Raw genomic sequence first — 16,661 nt, 5'->3', positions numbered from 1 at the left:
GTGGGACCCGTCGGCCGGGCAGCCACTGCGGCTGCCCGGCCGACGGGCTACGGCACGACCACCCGGAACCGTTCCAGCACCACCTCGGTGGCGTCGTCCACGGTGAACTCCCGGTCCTCCAGCACCTCCAGCAGCTCCGGGCTGCGCCAGAACCGCTCGTGGACGGCCCGCCACTCGGCGAGCGTCCGGTAGCCCTCGCCCTCGTCCAGCGCGTGCTGCAGGTCGGTCTCGCCGAGCGGGACCACCCGCACCTCGGTCACCTCGATCACGGCCACCGGCAGATCGCCGGAGTCCACCACCGCCTGCCGCTGGCCGGGCGTCGGCAGCGGCTCGCCCAGCTTGCGGTACTCGGCCAGCAGTCCGGTGGTGCTGGTCTTCGCGCCGCTCAGCACGGCGGCCACCAGCGTGTCCCGCAGCGGGCCGGGGAAGGCGAACTCGGCCTTCGGCAGGCCTGTGTATCGATCATCGATCATGGTGCGACGGTAGGCCGTCCCGCCCGTCGCCGCCGCCGAATTTCCGCTGCTGCGCTGGGGTGCTGCTGCGACGGTCAGCCCGTCTCGGTGCGGTTGGAGAGCCGTTCGTGGCGCTGGCGGGCGGCCTGGGGGGTGCCGAGGCCGAGGCCGAAGGCGATCTCCTGCCAGGTGAAACCGCGGCCGCGGGCCATCGTGATCAGCCCCTCCTCCAGTTCGTCGAGCTCGGCGCGGGCCTGCGGCAGCAGGGTGAGGGCGGCGACGATGTCGGCGCGGTCGACCTCGGGCTCGCCCTCCTCGCGCAGGGCGGTGCCGCTGAGCAGCAGCGAGACCAGCCGGGCCGCCTCGTGCGGTGCCGGCAGGTGCGCATTGGTCTGGCGGGCGCGTTGCGGCGCGGTGGCGGCGTGGCGCTCGGCGATCCGGAACAGGGCGGCCGCGGTGCGGTGGGCCCGGACCCGGTGGGCATCCGGAACGGTGAACGGGTCAGCGGTGGCCGGGCCAGCGGTGAACGGGTCGGTGGCGGGCGTTCGGTCGGAGGTCATGGTGCAACCCTCCGCCGGCGCGCGCTCTGTTGTCAACGAAATATGTTGAACGAAATGTTCATCCCTGCTGCCCGCCGCCGCCTCACTTCGCGGAGTCGCGCTCCACCAGGCGGGTCGGGATGATCACCGAGGTCGGCGCCCCGCCCCGGCCGACCGCAGGGCCGCCGTCCCCCGACAGCTGCCGCAGCAGCAGTCGGGCCATCAGCCGTCCCATCTCCTCGATGTCCTGCCGGACGGTGGTCAGTGGCGGTTCGGTCCACGCGGCGATCGACTCCACATCGTCGAAGCCGACCACCGCGACGTCCTGCGGCACCCGCCGCCCGGCCTCGCGCAGTACCCGCAGGGCGCCGGAGGCCATCGAGTCCGAGGCCGCGAACACCGCGTCCAGATCGGGTCGGCGCGCCAGCAGTGCGGCCATCGCCCGCCCTCCGCCGTCCGGCGTGAAGTCACCCTCCGCGATCAGCTCGGGATCACCGTCGGGGAGCAGGTCGCGGTAGCCGTCCAAGCGGTCGATCGAGGAGGTCTGGTCGAGCGGCCCGGTGATGGTGGCGATCCGCCGGCGGCCGAGCCCGCGCAGGTGCTGGACGGCGAGCCGGGCGCCGCCCCGGTTGTCGCTGTCGACGTAGACCAGCTCGCGGTCCGACTCCGCCCCGGCCCAGCCCGGACGACCGCCGACCACGAACGGCAGACCGACCCGGCGGGCGATCTGGGGGAGCGGGTCGGAGTGGTGGAGCGAGAACAGCAGCACACCGTCCACGTGGCCACCGGCCAGATAGCGGCCCACCCGGTCGTAGTCGCGCTGCTCCTCGATCATCAGCAGCACCATCTGGTTGTCGGCGGCCGACAGCTCCCGGCCGATGCCGCGCAGGTGCTGGGCGAAGAACGGGTCGGAGAAGATCCGGCTCTCCGGCTCGGCGACCACCACGGCGACGGCCTGGTTGCGCCGGGTGACCAGGGTGCGGGCGGCGAGGTTGGGCACGTAGCCGAGCTCGTCCACCGCCCGGCGGACCTTCTCCTGCAGTTCCTCGCGGACGCCCGCCCCGCCGTTGACGACCCGGGAGGCGGTCGCCCGGGAGACCCCGGCGCGCTCCGCCACCGATTCCAGGGTGGGGCGGGGGTCCAGGTGCGGGCGCGGGAGGGTGCTCCCGGCGCTGCCGGCCGGCGGCTGGTGGTCCGACCGTTCGGTCACGGCGCGCTCCTCTCGTCAACTGTTGCCCGTTGAGCCTAGCGGGTCGGGGCAGGGCTCTGAGAGCGCTCCCAGAAGGTGCCGGGGCCGGGTCGAGCCGGGCACCGCACGACCGTGTCCGATTTCCGCCAGTCCGGGGTCCGGCGATGCCGCAGACTGGAGAGCGTGATCGACGACGAGACCAGGTACCGGGCGGTGGACAGCCGGGATGCGCGGTTCGACGGGGTGTTCTTCACCGCCGTCCGGACCACCGGCATCTACTGCCGGCCGAGCTGCCCGGCAGTCACCCCGAAGCGGGTGAACTGCTCCTTCTACCCGACGGCCGCCGCCGCCCAGGGCGCCGGCTACCGCGCCTGCCGCCGCTGCCGGCCGGACTCCGTGCCCGGCTCCCCGGAGTGGAACCACCGCGCGGACCTGGTCGGACGCGCGATGCGCCTGATCGGCGACGGCGTGGTGGACCGCGAAGGGGTCGCCGGGCTCGCCACCCGCCTCGGCTACAGCGCCCGCCAGCTCCAGCGCCAGCTCATCGCGGAACTCGGCGCCGGCCCGATCGCGCTCGCCCGCGCGCAGCGCGCCCAGACCGCCCGCCTGCTCCTCCAGACCACCGAACTCCCGGTCACCGAAGTGGCGTTCGCGGCCGGATTTGCATCCGTCCGGCAGTTCAACGACACCGTGCGCGAGGTCTACGACCGGACCCCGAGCGGGCTGCGCACCGAGATCTCGGCGGGCCGCCGCGGCAGCGGCCGCCCGGGCACCATCAGCCTGCGGCTCGCCTACCGCGGCGCGCTGGACAGCGACCACCTGATCGACTTCCTCGCGCTGCGCGCCGTCCCCGGGGTCGAGGAGGTTGTCCCCGCGACCGCCCCCGGCATCCGCACCTACCGCCGCACCCTCGCGCTGCCGTACGGGCAGGGCATCGCCGAGGTGGACGGGCTCGGGCTCGCCGACCCGCCCACCCGGGGCTGGCTGGACTGCCGGCTGATCCTCGCCGATCTGCGCGACCTCACCACCGCCGTGCACCGGCTCCGGGCGCTGTTCGACCTCGACGCCGACCCGGACACCGTGGACGCCCAGCTCGCCGCCGATCCGGCGCTCGGCGCGCTGATCGGGGCCCGCCCCGGCATCCGCTCGCCCGGCCACGTCGACCCGCACGAACTGGCGGTCCGGGCCGTGCTCGGCCAGCAGGTCACCGTCACGGCGGCCCGGACGCTGGCAGGCCGGCTGGCCGAGCGCTACGGCGTGCCGCTGGCCGAGCCGAGCGGCGGACTGATCCTGCTCTTCCCCACTGCGGGCGCGCTCGCCGAGGCCGCTCCCGAACACCTCGCGATGCCGGAGTCCCGGCGGCGGGCGCTGCGCGGACTGTGCGCGGCCCTGGCCGAGGGCACCGTCCGGCTGGACGGCGGGGTGGACCGCGAGCAGGCGGCCGCCGAACTGCTCGCCCTGCCGGGCATCGGCCCCTGGACGGTCGGCTACCTGCGGATGCGGGCGCTGGCCGACCCCGACGTCTTCCTGCCGACCGACGCCGGGGTCCGGCACGGGCTGCAACGCCTCGGACTGCCCGGCGACCCGAAATCGGCCGAGCGGGCGGCAGTCGCCTGGGCGCCCTGGCGCTCGTACGCCGTGCACCGGCTCTGGGTGGCGGCCTCGTCACCGGCGGGCGCTGCGACCGGGAGCGGCCGGCTTCCGAACGGCCACAGCCCGAACGGCCACAGCGTGAACGGCCACAGCGTGAACAGCACAACTGAGGAGACGAAGGCATGACGACCGCGTTCACGACCATGGAGAGCCCGCTCGGCCGGCTGCTGCTGAGCGGCGTGTACCAGGACGGCGGGCCGGTGGCGCTCACCGCCGTCACCGCGCCCGGCCAGAAGGGGGCGATCGGGGAGCCGGCCGACGGCTGGATGCTGGACCCGGAGGCGCTGGCGCCCGCCGTGGAGCAGCTGACCGGCTACTTCGCGGGCGAGCTGACCAGCTTCGACCTGCCGCTCGCGCCGATCGGCAGCGAGTTCCGGCAGCGGATCTGGGCCGCCCTGGACGACATCCCGTACGGCGCCACGGTCAGCTACGGGCAGCTCGCCGATGCGGCCGGGCAGTCGCCCCGCGCGGTACGGGCGGTGGGCGGTGCGGTCGGCGCGAACCCGCTGCTGGTGATCCGGCCCTGCCACCGGGTGCTCGGCGCGAACGGGGCGCTGACCGGCTTCGCCGCCGGGACGGACAACAAGCGGCTGCTGCTGGAGCTGGAGCGGGGTTCGACGCTGTTCTGAGGGGCGGCCGGCTCTCCGGGTCTCCGAGGGGCGGACGCCCTTCCGAGGGCGGCGGTCGGCCGGTCAGGGGCGGGTCTCGCCGCCCGGGCCGGCAGCGAGGGAGCGGGCGAGCTGCTCCAATCCCGGCAGGGCGAGCATGACCGCCTCCCGGTCGGCGGGGGACAGGCTCTCCAGGGCGTCCGCCAGCCGGCGCTCGTGGGCCTGGCGCCAGTCGTTCAGCTGCTGGTGACCCGCCTCGGTCAGGGCGATCCGTGCCGTCCGACGGTCACCGGGGTCGGCCTGGCGGTCGACGAATCCGGCGTCGAGCAGCTTACCGATCAGCCCGCTGACGGTGTTCGGGGCCAGCCGCTGGCGCTCCGCCAGCTCGCCTACCCGCAGCGGCGCGGCCGCGAGGGTCTGGAGCAGCTCCACCTGGGCCATCGGCAGCGACTCCCACGGGTAGTCGGTGCGGATGCTGCTGCGCAGGGCGCGGCGGAGTCGGGTGATCACGTCCGTCAGCCGCTGGGCGCGTGCGAGCCGGGCCGTCTCCTCGATGACGGAGGGCTCGGACTGCGACGGGAGCGAGGTGGGCTGCTGCGGCATGGCGGACAGCGTAACCCCTTCCCGAGGCTTGCTCGGCCGCTGACCAGCTCCGCAGCAGGGTGGCTCGGGCACCGACCGGTGCGGTGGCGGACCGGGCGGGACGTCGAGCGACTCCCTCGGTGAGTGGGTCTGTCGTGGATTCACGCTGCTGGCGAGCACATCTGTTGACGAGAGCCTCGGTCGGCGACCGCCTCCGGCATCGAACAGGTCACAGAGCGATAGATTCTGCCAACGAGTATGTCTGGGGCAGATATATTCGCCTCGTGCCAACACCAGCCCGTTCCCGCCTGCTCGACAGCCCGCTGCTCGCCGAGCGTCCCCGCCCGAGGGCCGTCGCCGCCTGGCCGCACGCGCACTGGCTTGCGGTCGGCACGGTCTGCCTGGGAGCCTTCCTCGGCCAGCTCACCGCGAGCATCACCGCGCTGGTCTTCCCCGCGCTCCAGGAGGGGTTCCACGCGAGCCTGGCCGCCGTCGAGTGGGCCGCGCTCGGGTACCTGCTGGTGCTGGTCGCGCTGCTGGCGCCGGTCGGCCGCCTGTCCGACCGGGTCGGTCGGAAGACGGTCTACCTCGGCGGCTTCGCGGTGTTCTCGCTCGCCTCGCTCGGGGCGGGGCTCGCCGACAGTCTGGCCGTCCTGGTGGCCTGCCGGGTGGTCCAGGCGGTCGGCGGCGCGATGCTGCAGGCCAACAGCGTCGCCCTGGTCGCCCGCGGGGTGCCCGTCGCCGCGATGCGGACGGCGCTCGGCATCCAGGCCGCCGCACAGGCCCTCGGTCTGGCGCTCGGCCCGACCCTGGGCGGGCTGCTGGTCACCCACGCCTCCTGGCGATGGGCCTTCTGGATCAACGTCCCGGTCGGCCTGCTGGGCATCGTGGCCGGCTGGTACCTGCTGCCCCGCACCCGTCCCGCCGGACCGGAGCCCGCCACCAGCGCGCCCGGCACCGCCGTTCTGCCGGGCGGCGCCCGAGGGGCGGAGGAGGGCCGCTTCGACCTGCCGGGCCTGCTGCTGCTGGCCGGCGCCTCCACCTGCCTGCTGCTCGCCCTGTCGACCGCGTCCGGGCTGCCGCTGCCGGGCTGGGCGGTGCTCGTCCTGCTCGCCGCCTCGGCCCTGCTCGCGCTCGCGCTGGTGCGGCAGGAGCAGCGGGCCGACCGTCCGATCATCGCCCCCGGACTGGTCAACACCCCGGGGATCCGGGCCGGGTTGGTGCTCGCCCTGATCGGGTACCTGCTGCTGTTCTGCCCGTTGGTGCTGGGCCCGGTGCTGCTCGCGGGGGCCGGTGTGCCGGTGGCCACCGCGGGTCTGGTGATCACCGCGCTGCCGGGTGCCTTCGCGGTCGCCGCCACCTTCGGCGGGGTGCTGCTGCCGCGCGGCAGCACCGATGCCGCCCGCTGCCGCTGGGGCGCCCTGGTCGCGGCCGCCGGCCTGCTCGCCTCGGCGCTGCTCCCGGCCGAGCCGGCGACCGCCGTGCCCGCGCTGCTGGTGGTCGGCTTCGGGCTGGGCCTGCTGCTGCCCGCCAACAACGCGCTGGTGATGCGGGCGATCCCCGCCGAGAGCTCGGCGGTCGGCGGCGGCATGCTGAACACGGTCCGCAGCCTGGGGACGGCGCTGGGCACCGCGCTGCCGGTGCTCGGCGTCCATCTGGCGGGCCGGGAGACCGGTGGTCGGGCCGTCCTGTTCCTGCTCGCGGCGGTCGGTCTGCTGGCCGCCGCGCTCGCCGGCGCCGCCGCCCGGACCGCTCGCCCCTGAGACGCGGGTCCGAGCCCCGGAATGCCGACGGGGTGCGCCGGGCGGGACCGTCCGGCCCCGTCCCACGCACCCCGTCCCACACACCCTGTCGCAGCCACCGACCCCGTCGGTGCCGGCTCACTTGAGCGGCTTCGCGCCCCGTTCCGCGAGCATGTCCGTGATCAGGGCGATCTCGGCCTGCTGCCCGTTGATCATGGTCTGGGCGAGCCGCTTCTCCGCCGGGTTGTTGCTGGCGGCCACGTAGGCCTGGGCCATCTCGACCCCGCCCTTGTGGTGCTCGATCATCAGCTGCAGGTACCAGACCTCGGCCTCCCGGCCGCTGAGGCCGCGCAGCCGGTCCAGCTCGGTGTTGGTCGCCATGCCGGGCATCAGCGAGCCGTCGTGGGCCTCGTAGGTGTGGCCCATCCACGCCATCGGCTTCGCCGAGGAGGTCTGGGTCAGCCCCCACTGGTCGAGCCAGCCCATCAGCATCCCGCGCTGGTTGGCCTGGGTGTTGATGATGTCGAAGGCGAGGGTGCGCACGGCCTGGTCACCGGTCACGTCCCGGACGATGAACGACATGTCCACCGCCTGCTGGTGGTGGGCCGCCATGTCCCGGGCGAAGCCCGCCTCCGGAGAGTCGGTGGCCGGCACGGCGGCCGTCGCGACCGTTCCGGAGGCGCTCGGACCCCCGGCCAGCAGCGCCGGCAGGCCGAGCCCGAGGGCGACCACGGCGGCCAGCGCGGCCGGCCACCACAGTCGCCGCCGGCGCGGGGCCGGGGCCGGCCCGCCGTGCAGTTCCTCGGTGCCGGGCTCCTCGGTCCGGGTCACTGCATGGCCCCGCTGCTGCAGGAGGCGCCGGGCTCCTGGGTCTGCGGGCCCTGCACGTACTTGGTGAAGAACTGCTCGACCCGAGGGTCGGTCGCGCTGTCCACGACCAGCTGGGTGCCCCAGGCGTTCAGGGTGATGGTGCCCTTCTCGTCCGGGTACGGGCTCATCAGCGAGTACGGGGTGACCTTGACCTTCTCGGACAGCGTCTTGATGTCGTCCGGGGTGGCCTTGGCGTTGTACGTCACCCAGACCGCGCCGTGCTCCAGCGAGTGGACGGCGTTCTCGTTCTGCACCGGCTTGTCGTAGACGTTGCCCATGCAGGTGAGCCAGACCGGGTTGTGGTCGCCGCCGACCGGCGGGGTCTGCGCGTAGGTGACCTTGGTGGTGACGTGGTTGCGGCTGAGGTTGTCGAAGGTCTGGACGCCCTCGATCGGCACGTTGGCGGCGTCCTGGCGCGCCTTGTCGGCGGCGGCCGCGGCGGCCTTCTTGTCGTCCTGCTTCTTCTTGGCGTCGAGCGCGATCCAGCCGCCGACGCCCACGATGCCGCCGATCAGCACGGTGGCGACGCCGATGGAGATGAACTTGTTGCGCCGGTCACGGCGCTCCTCGACGGCGCGCAGCTCGGCGATCCGGGCCCGGCGGTCGGCGGCCTGGTCGTCGCGGGAGCCGGAACGGCCCTTGCCGGAGCCCTGCTTGGACTGCTTGGAGGCGGAACCCATGGAGATGTCCTTGTCCCCGTCGTGCGTTCGGGCACGGCGGTGTGCGGGGTGGTGGGGTTGGCGGAGCCGCCGGGCCGACCGGGGTCGGCCGATGCCGGCGGTGGGTTCCGCTCAGGACCGGTGGACTTGCAGGGCGTGCAGGTCGGGCGCGTGGTCAGGTCCGCTGAGGACTCCGATCCCGGTGCCGCGGGGCAGCGCCTGGAGGGCGATCAGCCGGGCCGGGACCACGGTGGTGGGCTGCGGCGGGGCGTTCGGGAGCTGTGCCTCGGGTCCGCAGAACGGGTGGTCGGAGCAGCCGCTCCCCGGCACCGGGTGCCGTCCGTCCGCGGTGCACCAGGTCAGGGGCGTCGTCCCCGGCCGGTCGGCGGCCGCGGCCGGGCCGTGCTGGTGGCTGCCGGCGGTGGCGACCGGTCCGAGGACCGTGGTCGCCGCCGGGGCGGCGTGGTGGGTGCCGACCGCGCCGGCCCGGTCGGCGCAGGGCAGCAGCGCCATCAGGCCGATCAGCAGCAGGGACCACAGCACCACGGCCGGGCGCGAGACCGCGGCTGCGGCTCTGCCCGGCGGGGGCACGGTCGTTCCTGGCACGGTCATGCGCACATATTAATCAGCCGAACGAGTGAAGTGGCTCCCCTCTTCGGTCAGGATTCCCCGGCTGGTCGCAGGCTGATTGCCGCATCGTCCCCCCTGCTCCGGTCGTCCCGTGGGGCACTTGCGACAAGCCCGGACGGATCGGTGCACCAGCTGGCCGGAACCCCCTCCCAACGGGTGGCCGGTTGTCCCCGAATCCCGGACACCGTCGTTCTTCTTGGGGACAATGACGTCGGGCCGGCACGGGGCCGCTCGACAGACGGCACACACGGACGAGGAGCGGCCAGTTGAGCGACCAGGGTGCACGCGCGCAGCGGCGGTCCGACGACGGCTGGTGGCACGCGGTCTACCAGGGGCCGGCCGGTACGCTGCCGGACACCCCGGACGCGGTGCCCGGCGCGGGCAGCGTGGACGACTGGTTCGAGTCCGCCGCCGGCATGATCGGCGCCCAGCGCACCGCGGAGCCGGCCGCCCCGGCACGGGTGCCCGACACCCGGCCGGCCCCCGAGCCGCGCCCCGAAGCGCAGCCCGAGGCGCGACCGGAACCCCAGCACCCGGCCCACTCCTTGCTCAAGCCGGTACCGGAGCCCGAGCCCGAACCGGCCCCGCAGGCCGAACCGGCCCCCCGGCCCGTACCGGCGCCGGAGCCCGCGCCCGAGCCGGCCGACCGCACCGAGCCGTCGGAGCAGTCCGAGCAGTCGGTGCGCCCGGAGCCGACCGAGCGCCCCCGGCCCGCGGAGCCGGTCCAGCCGCTGCGCCGCCCCCGCCCCGAGCCCCCCGTCCCGCACGTCGGCGACCGCCCGCCCACCTACGGCCCCGAGCCGACCGCGCTGCCCGCCGCCGAACCGGCCACCCTCGCCACCCTGGTGCCGGACACCGCGCTCGACGGTGCGCAGTACGGCCCGTCCACCCTGCGCGCCGCCTCCGTGCGGGGCGACTCCGCCCGCTACCGGGGCGAACCGCGCCGGGACGCGCTGCTGGTCACCCGGTTCGGCGAGGGCGAGGACGGTCTGCTGCTGGCGGTGCTGGCCGCGCCGGGCCGCCGGGAGTCCGCCGAGGCGGGCGCCGGTTCCGCGGCGGAGGCCGCCCGCCGGCTGGCCGCCGCGATCGGCCGCAGCCGCAGCGAACTCGTCGCCGATCTGCGCGCCGGCGCCCGTGACCGGCTGCGCTACGGCCTCCAGCGGCTGACCGTCCTGGCGGCCGGACCGCTCACCACCGTGGTCGACGGTGCGGAACCGGGGGACGCCCCCGACGGGGCACCGGCCCAGGAGACCGACCTCGGCTCGCTGCACTGCCTGCTGGTCCCGCTCGACCCGGCGGCCGGCCACCGGGCCGCGTTCGGCACCGGCCCGGGCGCGCTGTACCTGCTGCGCTCCGGCCACTGGATCGACGCGTACGCCGCCCGCCTGCTGCACCACCCCGACGGCCAGCCGCCGCTGCCGGCCGCCCCGGCGGTGCCGCCGCGTCCGTTCCGCTTCCGTCTGGTGCCCGCGACGGCCGGGGACATCCTGCTGCTCTGCACCCCGGGGCTGGCCGAGCCGATCGCCCAGGAGCCGGCCGTCGCGCACTTCCTCTCCAACCACTGGGCCCACCCGCACCCGCCGGGCACCGTGGACTTCCTCCGCCAGGTCCAGGTCCGCGCCAAGGGTTACGCCGACGACCGCACCGCGATCGCGCTCTGGACCGAGTAGCGGCTCAGGCGGGTGGCCCGCCGCAGCCCAGCAGGGCGTCCGTCACCGCGGCCACCTGGGCGAGCGCCTCGCCGCGCCGGGCTCCCGGCAGGCCGATCGCGACCGGTACCGCGAAGCCGTCCAGCAGCGCCCGGATCCGGGTCGCCAGGTCGGGGGCGGCGGCGGCCGCGACGGGCGTGAACTCGCCGGCCGCGGTGCCCTGCTCGATCAGCCCCACCAGCTCGGCGTGCCACGGCACTTCGATCTCCTGCTGGCCCTGCCGGATCTCGTCGCTGGCCGGGGAGCGCCCCCACACCTCCACCCAGAGGATCCAGCGCGGGTCGCCGGGGCCCTCGGGCAGGTAGAGCTCCGCGTAGGCGGCGAGCTTCTCCCGGGCCGGGGTCCCGGGGCGGGCGAGCGCGGCCCGGCGGCGTTCGCCGAGTTGCTCCTCGCTCCAGCGCAGCGTCTCCAGCAGCAGCTGGTCCTTGCTGCCGAAGTAGTAGAGCAGGTGGCCGGCGCTCATCCGGAGCTGCTTGCCGAGACCGGCCATGGTCAGCTTGGCCAGCCCGTGTTCGGCGATCGCTGCCCGGGCCGTCGCGAAGACCTCCTCGCGCGGCGCCGCGGCACGGCGCGCCCGTGGCTGGGACATCCGCTGCTCCTCCCGGCTGCTCGGCACGAGGCCTCACGATACGGGGTGGCGGGCGCCGTCCCGGCCGGTCGGGGCCGCCGCCGTCGCGGTGACCCCGACCGGCCGCCGGGCTCAGCCGAGCGTGGCCGCGTACGAGGTCTCCGCCCCGAAGCCCCAACCGGGGGTGGCGTCCCACGGGTTGTCGAGCACGTCGTCGGTGGCGTAGGCGTAGCCGGCGCCGCGGTCGAAGGCGGTGTCGAGCACGGTCCGCATCGCGGTGGCGTCCGGGGTGGCGTGCACCAGGTGCCAGAACGCGGTGCCGCTCGGGTCGAGGCTCGCCCCGGAGTAGTAGCCGACGGTGTAGTTGAAGACGTTGCCGCCGAGCCAGCCGGCGCCGGTGTAGGAGGCGTAGGTGCCCTCGAAGGTGACGAAGGTGTCGGCGGTGCGGTGGCCGGGCTCCAGGTAGCAGTCCGCCACGGCGGTGCCCGGGTTGTCGACCACCAGGTCCTCGGCCCGGTGGTCGAGTGCGTGGACGCGCTCCTGCACGTACGCGCGCAGGGCGGCGTAGTAGTCGCGGAGGGCGTTGTCGGTGCCGCAGTCGCGGCCGGACTGGTCGAAGAAGATGCCGTCGACGTGGAGCTTGTGGTCGGCGGTCGCCAGGTAGTTGTCGACGGTGGTCTCCACGTCGGCGAGCGGGCGCGCGCCGCGCGCGGTGTCGACGTAGCCGAGCACCTTGGTGTGGCCGCCGCCGGCGACGGCGGTGGCCCGCAGTGCGTCCGCCCGGGCCTGCCAGGGGGCGTCGAACGGGTCGTAGCCGCTGTTCGGGTTCAGGATGACGATCGACGGCGCGGGCGTGGCGGACTGCGCGTCGGTGAGCATCGCGTCGCCGGGGTGGACGTAGGCCGGGACCGCGATCTCCAGGCCTCGGGTACCGGTGGCGGCGGCCGCCCCGGAGGTGCCCGCGGTGAGCGCGAGCGCGGCGCAGGCCAGCACCACCGGCAGGCTCTTGGTCAACTTCTGCATCGTACGCATCAGGAATCCCCCATGATCACTCGAACGTGATCGCATTGTCGCACCAGCAGGTGTCCGGGTGGGGGGCGCCTGACGGGATCTCAGCCGACGGTCGGCAGGGTCGGGCCGAGCAGCAGCGCGGCCGCGGCGGGCACGTCCGGCACGGTGTGGTCGGGGGCCGGATGCTCGGCCCGCCAGGGGAGCGAGGGGGAGATCCAGATCGTGCCGACCCCGGCGGCCTGGGCACCCAGGATGTCGGTGGCCGGGTTGTTGCCGACCATCCACGCCCCGGCCGCCAGGTCGTGGCCGCAGCGCCGCGCCGCGACCCGGAAGATCTCCGGGTCGGGCTTGCGGGCGCCCGCCTCCTCCGAGATGCAGACCGCGTCGACCGCGTCCACCAGCCCGGTCCGGGCGAGCTTGGCGCCCTGGATCGCGGTGTAGCCGTTGGTCAGCACGACCACCGTCCAGCCGGCCGCCCGCAGCTTCCCGAGCGCCTCCACCGCGCCCGGGAGGCAGTAGACCTGGTCGGCCAGCCCGTCGACGTACTCGGCCCACAGGGAGCGCCCGCTGCGGGTGAGGCCGTAGGTGGCGGCGAGGCCGGTGAAGGTCTCCGGCTTCGGTGCCAGCAGGACCGGCGCGACGGCGGCGGGCGGCAGCCCCTGCGCCGTGCAGAACTCCGCCGTCCAGTCCGGGGTGGGGCACCGCCGCTCGACGAGGGTGTGGTCCAGGTCGACGAGTACGAGGCGCGGCATGCCGCCAGCGTAGCCACGGCCCGCACACCGCCCGGGGAGCCCGCGCCCCGGCGCGCCGGGCGGCGCGGGGTCGTGACGGTGCGCCGGGCGCGGACGGCCGGGGTCAGCCGGTCGGGTCGGCGCCCGCCCGGACGGGGGGCGTGCGCCGTGCCCAGGGAGCGGCCCGTTCGAGCTGTCCGGCGAGGCGGAACAGCAGGTCCTCGCGTCCGTACCCGGCCGCGAACTGGAGGCCGATCGGCAGTCCGGTGGCCGGATCGACGGCGAGCGGCACCGACATGGCGGGGGTTCCGGCCACGTTGAAGACCGCGGTGAACGGGGACCGCCGGAACAGGTGCTCCAGCCAGCCCAGGCCGTCCGCCTCCTCGGCGCCGTGCCCGTAGGTGCCTATCGTCACCGGGAGTTCGGGCAAGGTGGGGGTCAGCAGCACGTCGTGGCGCTCGAAGTAGGCGCCGATCGACCGGGCGACCCGGTTGCGGACGTCGAGGGCCCGCACGAACTCCGCACCACCGACCCGGCGCCCCCAGTGGTAGCTCGCCAGGATCTCCGGCTCGAGGGTGGTCAGGTCGACGGGGCGGCCGGACGCCTCGGCGAAGGAGTCGATCCAGGTCACCAGGTTGGCCGTCCACAGCCGGGCGTTGGCGAGGACGAACTCCTCCCAGCTCACCCCGAGGTCCACGGTGGTGGGTTCGACCCGGTGGCCGAGCGACTCCAGCAGGCGGGCGGCGTCCAGGGTCGCCTCCCGCACGGCCGGCTCCACCGCGCGGCCGTTCCACGGGGTGGTGAGCAGGCCGACCCGCAGCGGTCGGGGCTCGCGGCCGACCTCCTCGGCGTACGGGCGTCGCGGCGGTGCGGCGGCGTAGGGGTCGCCGGTCTCCGGGCCCTGGATCAGGTCGAGGAGCGTCGCGCTGTCGCGCACCGTCCGGCTGAGCGCGCCGTGCACGGCCAGGCCGTTGAACACCTCGTCGGCGTCCGGGCCCATGGAGACCCGGCCGCGGGTGGCCTTGAGCCCGAACAGCCCGGTGCTGGCGGCGGGGACCCGGATCGAGCCGGCCGCGTCCGTGGCGTGCGCGAGGGGGGTGATCCCGGCGGCGACGGCCGCGGCCGATCCGCCGCTGGAGCCGCCCGCGGTCCGGTCCAGGTCCCAGGGGTTGCGGGTCGCTCCGTACAGGGCGGGCTCCGTGGTGGTGCTGTAGGCGAACTCGGGGGAGGCGGTACGGCCCAGCGTGACCAGGCCGGCCCGCCGGAAGCGCCGCATCAGGAAGGAGTCCGCCGCCGCCACGTTCCCGGCGGCGAGGCGGCTGCCCAGCTCGACCCGCTTGCCCCGCATGGCCACGGCCAGGTCCTTGATCAGGAACGGGACCCCGGCCAGCGGTGTGCTGCCCGGGGTCGGGGTGTCCTCGGCCGGCCAGCTCTCCACCACGGCGTTGATGCGCGGGTTGACGGCGGCGATCGCCTCCTGGGCGGCGGTGGCGAGTTCCGCGGCGCCGACCTCGCCCCGGGCGACCAGGTCGGCCAGCCCCACGGCGTCGTACCGGGTGTATTCGTGCAACTCCATGCTCAACCCTCGTGGTTCCGATCGGTCCCGTGTGATACCGATCGGTATCGTTCGGGGTCGGTCGGTAACGTAGCATGGGCGGAGATCGGCTGGCGACGGCGACCGAAGCGAGGCGGAGATGGCGGGCAGCCCCCCGAGACCGGGCCGGGACACGCGCGTGGCCCGGCTGCCCCCGCGCGAGCGCATCCTGGACGCCGCCGAGGAACTGTTCCTGCGCGAGGGCATCAGGGCGGTCGGGGTCCAGGCCATCGCCGAGCGGGCGAGCACCACGAAAATGGCCCTGTACCGGCACTTCGCCACCAAGGACGCCCTGATCGAGGAGTGGCTGCGCATCGTCGCGGCCGGCTACTCCAGCGCCTTCGACCGGGCGCAGGCCGAGCACCCCGATGACGGCCGGGCCCAGGTCCTCTCCGTGGCGCGGTTCGTCGCCGACGGGCTACCGGACATCGCGCAGCGCGGCTGCCCCTTCGTCAACTCCATCGCCGGCCTCCCCGACCGGGACCTGCCGGCCCGCCGGCTGATCGAGGAGCACAAGGCCACCCAGCTGCGCCGGCTCACCGGCATGTGCGAGCGGGCCGGCGTGCGGGCACCGCAGGACGCCGCCGCGGAACTCACCTTCCTGCTGGAAGGCGCCCAGGTCAGCGCCCAGAACGGGAGCGTCGACCGGGTCGCGCAGCGGCTCCTCGCCGCGGTCGAAGGCGTCCTGGACCGGGGCGGCGCGGCCGGCGGACGCTGAGCAGGCCGGGTCGGCCGTCCTTGTGTGAGCCGCCGGAGTGCCGCCCGATCGTGGGGAGCGCCGCGCTCAGCGGGCCGGCACGTGCTGCTTGGGCCGGTCCAGCCGGGCGAGCAGCAGGTTGGGGTCCTGCGGCAGGTTGGTGAAGGCGGCGCTGGTGACCAGCACGCGCCGGCCGCGCACGGCGACCGCGGTGGGGTTGGACAGGCCGTCCGCCCGGGTGAGCACGATCGAGTGCGAGCCGCCGGGCGTCACCAGGGCCACCTGGTCGAGGCTGTTGAGCGCGGCGAGCACGCTGTCGCCGTGACCGACGAACGCGAAGTCGTCCACGCCGGTGAGACCTTCGGCCCGCACCTCGACCGGGCCGGCCGAGCCGTCCGCGCAGATCGGGATCCGCAGCAGGGTGGCCCGGTCGAAGTTGCTCACCCAGACCGCGTCCTGGTGGATCTTCAGACCGTTGGCGCCGATGAACCCCGTCCGCTCCAGCCGGGGCCCGCTCGCCCAGACCGTCACGGGGCCGCCGTCGAGCGGGATGCGGTGCACCACGCCGAGCCGGGAGTCGGCGGAGTAGAGCACCCGGGCGTGCTCGTCGAGCGCGAGGCCGTTGGCCAGCCCGTCGGCGGGGAGGGTGGCGATCCGCTGCGGGGTGCCGCCGGCGGGCAGCCGCCAGATGCCGGTCAGTTCGGCGGTCCCGGTCGAGTAGCTGACGTAGAGCGTCCCGTCGTGGTCGCGGACGATCCCGGTGACCGCGGGGTTCCCCAGGACCGGGGTGCTGCTCACCCCCGGGTCGGGCAGCGTCGCCAGGACGTTCACCCCGCCGCTCGGGCCGACCCGGACCACCTGCCGGTTGCCGGTGAAGGTGAGGTCGGCGGAGCCGTCCGGCTCCAGGGCGATGTTCTCCGGCAACTGCCCCGCGGCCAGGTCGAAGTGGACCAGGACATGCGGGTCGGACAGCGGCGGCGCGACCGCGGCCGTCGGGGTGGCGGCGAGCAGGGTCAGCGCGAGGGCGGCCGCGCCGACGGCGCCGCCGAGACGGGGGAGCCGGGAGGTGTGGGGGGTGTGCGGGGCACGGGAGGCGATGGCGTGCTGCGGCAAGGTCGCTCCTTCTGGTTCACCTGGCGGGGTGTTCCAGCAGAGCACGGCGAGCGGCCCGGCCCGGGTGGCCGCTGTCAGGGACGCGGCAGGTACGCCCGGCCGGAGCAACGGCGGCGGGGCTGCGAGGGCCGCCGACGCGTTCTCCGTTCCTCCAGTTCCGGCCCGAGCACCCCGGTGTCTCCGTCCTGACGGATGATCTTGCGGTCGCTCCGCGGACCTCGCCTGATGGCGGATCGACCTGGGCGGGCCTGCATCGTGCGGGCATACGAAGAGGCAAGGCGGGCGCGGGCGTTCGCGATCACCTGGGTGGGGCG

General features: G+C 75.0%; 17 protein-coding genes. 5 read left to right on the top strand and 12 right to left on the bottom strand.

Annotated features, from left to right (window positions below; all coding sequences use genetic code 11):
- Window positions 1-47 precede the first annotated feature (47 nt).
- From ABT014_RS31150 to ABT014_RS31140, 3 genes are all read right to left on the bottom strand, one after another.
- Window positions 48-473 (bottom strand): ASCH domain-containing protein, encoded by a 426-nt coding sequence (locus ABT014_RS31150; protein WP_350642672.1) that lies wholly within the window; start codon window positions 471-473, stop codon window positions 48-50.
- Window positions 474-547: 74 nt separating this feature from the next.
- A complete protein-coding gene (locus tag ABT014_RS31145; RefSeq protein WP_350642671.1) occupies window positions 548-1,012 on the bottom strand; it encodes a DNA-binding protein in 465 nt (154 codons plus the stop codon).
- An 82-nt stretch (window positions 1,013-1,094) separates the two neighbouring features.
- On the bottom strand, window positions 1,095-2,135 hold the full coding sequence (locus ABT014_RS31140) for a LacI family DNA-binding transcriptional regulator (RefSeq protein ID WP_350642687.1): 1,041 nt from the start codon (window positions 2,133-2,135) through the stop codon (window positions 1,095-1,097).
- 228 nt (window positions 2,136-2,363) lie between these two features.
- Here ABT014_RS31140 and ABT014_RS31135 point away from each other — a divergent pair, with 228 nt between their 5' ends.
- Both ABT014_RS31135 and ABT014_RS31130 read left to right on the top strand, forming a co-directional pair.
- Window positions 2,364-3,959: a DNA-3-methyladenine glycosylase 2 family protein gene (locus ABT014_RS31135; protein WP_350642669.1), complete on the top strand. Its 1,596-nt coding sequence runs from the start codon at window positions 2,364-2,366 to the stop codon at window positions 3,957-3,959.
- Window positions 3,956-4,462 carry a methylated-DNA--[protein]-cysteine S-methyltransferase gene (locus ABT014_RS31130; protein WP_350642668.1) on the top strand — a complete coding sequence of 169 codons (507 nt, stop codon included), beginning with the start codon at window positions 3,956-3,958 and terminating at the stop codon, window positions 4,460-4,462. The genes ABT014_RS31135 and ABT014_RS31130 overlap by 4 nt, the downstream gene beginning before the upstream one ends.
- A gap of 63 nt (window positions 4,463-4,525) precedes the next feature.
- Here ABT014_RS31130 and ABT014_RS31125 read toward each other — a convergent pair whose 3' ends face one another.
- Window positions 4,526-5,044, bottom strand: coding sequence for a MarR family winged helix-turn-helix transcriptional regulator (locus ABT014_RS31125; RefSeq protein WP_350642667.1), 519 nt, complete (start codon window positions 5,042-5,044; stop codon window positions 4,526-4,528).
- Window positions 5,045-5,307: 263 nt separating this feature from the next.
- On the opposite strand from ABT014_RS31125, the gene ABT014_RS31120 reads away from it, so the two are divergent.
- On the top strand, window positions 5,308-6,786 hold the full coding sequence (locus ABT014_RS31120; RefSeq protein ID WP_350642666.1) for an MFS transporter: 1,479 nt from the start codon (window positions 5,308-5,310) through the stop codon (window positions 6,784-6,786).
- Between the two features lie 117 nt (window positions 6,787-6,903).
- On the opposite strand, the gene ABT014_RS31115 is transcribed toward ABT014_RS31120, so the two are convergent.
- From ABT014_RS31115 to ABT014_RS31105, 3 genes are all read right to left on the bottom strand, one after another.
- Entirely contained in the window at window positions 6,904-7,596 is a 693-nt protein-coding gene (locus ABT014_RS31115) for a DUF305 domain-containing protein (protein WP_350642665.1), read from the bottom strand.
- The gene (locus ABT014_RS31110; RefSeq protein ID WP_350642663.1) at window positions 7,593-8,315 is read right to left on the bottom strand and encodes a thioredoxin-like domain-containing protein; all 723 of its coding nucleotides are present in this window, start codon (window positions 8,313-8,315) and stop codon (window positions 7,593-7,595) included. The genes ABT014_RS31115 and ABT014_RS31110 overlap by 4 nt, the downstream gene beginning before the upstream one ends.
- Window positions 8,316-8,426: 111 nt before the next feature.
- Entirely contained in the window at window positions 8,427-8,906 is a 480-nt protein-coding gene (locus ABT014_RS31105; protein ID WP_350642661.1) for a hypothetical protein, read from the bottom strand.
- Window positions 8,907-9,190: 284 nt separating this feature from the next.
- On the opposite strand from ABT014_RS31105, the gene ABT014_RS31100 reads away from it, so the two are divergent.
- Window positions 9,191-10,594, top strand: coding sequence for a protein phosphatase 2C domain-containing protein (locus ABT014_RS31100; protein ID WP_350642659.1), 1,404 nt, complete (start codon window positions 9,191-9,193; stop codon window positions 10,592-10,594).
- A gap of 4 nt (window positions 10,595-10,598) precedes the next feature.
- Here the strand turns inward: ABT014_RS31100 and ABT014_RS31095 are convergent, their stop codons facing one another.
- The 4 genes from ABT014_RS31095 to ABT014_RS31080 form a co-directional block, all read right to left on the bottom strand.
- Entirely contained in the window at window positions 10,599-11,222 is a 624-nt protein-coding gene (locus tag ABT014_RS31095) for a TetR/AcrR family transcriptional regulator (RefSeq protein WP_350642657.1), read from the bottom strand.
- A 111-nt stretch (window positions 11,223-11,333) separates the two neighbouring features.
- Window positions 11,334-12,215, bottom strand: a complete 882-nt coding sequence (locus tag ABT014_RS31090) for a spherulation-specific family 4 protein (protein WP_502895132.1) — start codon at window positions 12,213-12,215, stop codon at window positions 11,334-11,336.
- Between the two features lie 98 nt (window positions 12,216-12,313).
- Window positions 12,314-12,964 carry an HAD family hydrolase gene (locus tag ABT014_RS31085; protein ID WP_350642656.1) on the bottom strand — a complete coding sequence of 217 codons (651 nt, stop codon included), beginning with the start codon at window positions 12,962-12,964 and terminating at the stop codon, window positions 12,314-12,316.
- 103 nt (window positions 12,965-13,067) lie between these two features.
- A complete protein-coding gene (locus ABT014_RS31080) occupies window positions 13,068-14,519 on the bottom strand; it encodes an amidase (RefSeq protein WP_350642654.1) in 1,452 nt (483 codons plus the stop codon).
- A 118-nt stretch (window positions 14,520-14,637) separates the two neighbouring features.
- Between ABT014_RS31080 and ABT014_RS31075 the strand changes: the two genes are divergently transcribed.
- Window positions 14,638-15,255, top strand: coding sequence for a TetR/AcrR family transcriptional regulator (locus ABT014_RS31075; protein ID WP_350642653.1), 618 nt, complete (start codon window positions 14,638-14,640; stop codon window positions 15,253-15,255).
- Between the two features lie 66 nt (window positions 15,256-15,321).
- Here the strand turns inward: ABT014_RS31075 and ABT014_RS31070 are convergent, their stop codons facing one another.
- Complete coding sequence (locus ABT014_RS31070; protein ID WP_350642652.1) at window positions 15,322-16,347, bottom strand: SMP-30/gluconolactonase/LRE family protein; 1,026 nt, start codon at window positions 16,345-16,347, stop codon at window positions 15,322-15,324.
- Window positions 16,348-16,661: the final 314 nt, after the last annotated feature.

This window comes from Kitasatospora sp. NPDC094015 (assembly GCF_040304075.1).
Lineage (GTDB): Bacteria > Actinomycetota > Actinomycetes > Streptomycetales > Streptomycetaceae > Kitasatospora.
The sequence above is the reverse complement of the archived record's forward strand: the minus strand, read 5'-3'. Positions and strand labels throughout refer to the sequence as shown.

Bases quoted from the DNA above. Each gene is read 5' to 3' on its own strand.
- ABT014_RS31125 (WP_350642667.1), bottom strand. From the start codon at position 5,044: ATGCCGCAGCAGCCCACCTCGCTCCCGTCGCAGTCCGAGCCCTCCGTC.
- ABT014_RS31145 (WP_350642671.1), bottom strand. From the start codon at position 1,012: ATGACCTCCGACCGAACGCCCGCCACCGACCCGTTCACCGCTGGCCCG.
- ABT014_RS31130 (WP_350642668.1), top strand. From the start codon at position 3,956: ATGACGACCGCGTTCACGACCATGGAGAGCCCGCTCGGCCGGCTGCTG.
- ABT014_RS31105 (WP_350642661.1), bottom strand. From the start codon at position 8,906: ATGACCGTGCCAGGAACGACCGTGCCCCCGCCGGGCAGAGCCGCAGCC.
- ABT014_RS31150 (WP_350642672.1), bottom strand. From the start codon at position 473: ATGATCGATGATCGATACACAGGCCTGCCGAAGGCCGAGTTCGCCTTC.
- ABT014_RS31085 (WP_350642656.1), bottom strand. From the start codon at position 12,964: ATGCCGCGCCTCGTACTCGTCGACCTGGACCACACCCTCGTCGAGCGG.
- ABT014_RS31075 (WP_350642653.1), top strand. From the start codon at position 14,638: ATGGCGGGCAGCCCCCCGAGACCGGGCCGGGACACGCGCGTGGCCCGG.
- ABT014_RS31110 (WP_350642663.1), bottom strand. From the start codon at position 8,315: ATGGGTTCCGCCTCCAAGCAGTCCAAGCAGGGCTCCGGCAAGGGCCGT.
- ABT014_RS31095 (WP_350642657.1), bottom strand. From the start codon at position 11,222: ATGTCCCAGCCACGGGCGCGCCGTGCCGCGGCGCCGCGCGAGGAGGTC.
- ABT014_RS31080 (WP_350642654.1), bottom strand. From the start codon at position 14,519: ATGGAGTTGCACGAATACACCCGGTACGACGCCGTGGGGCTGGCCGAC.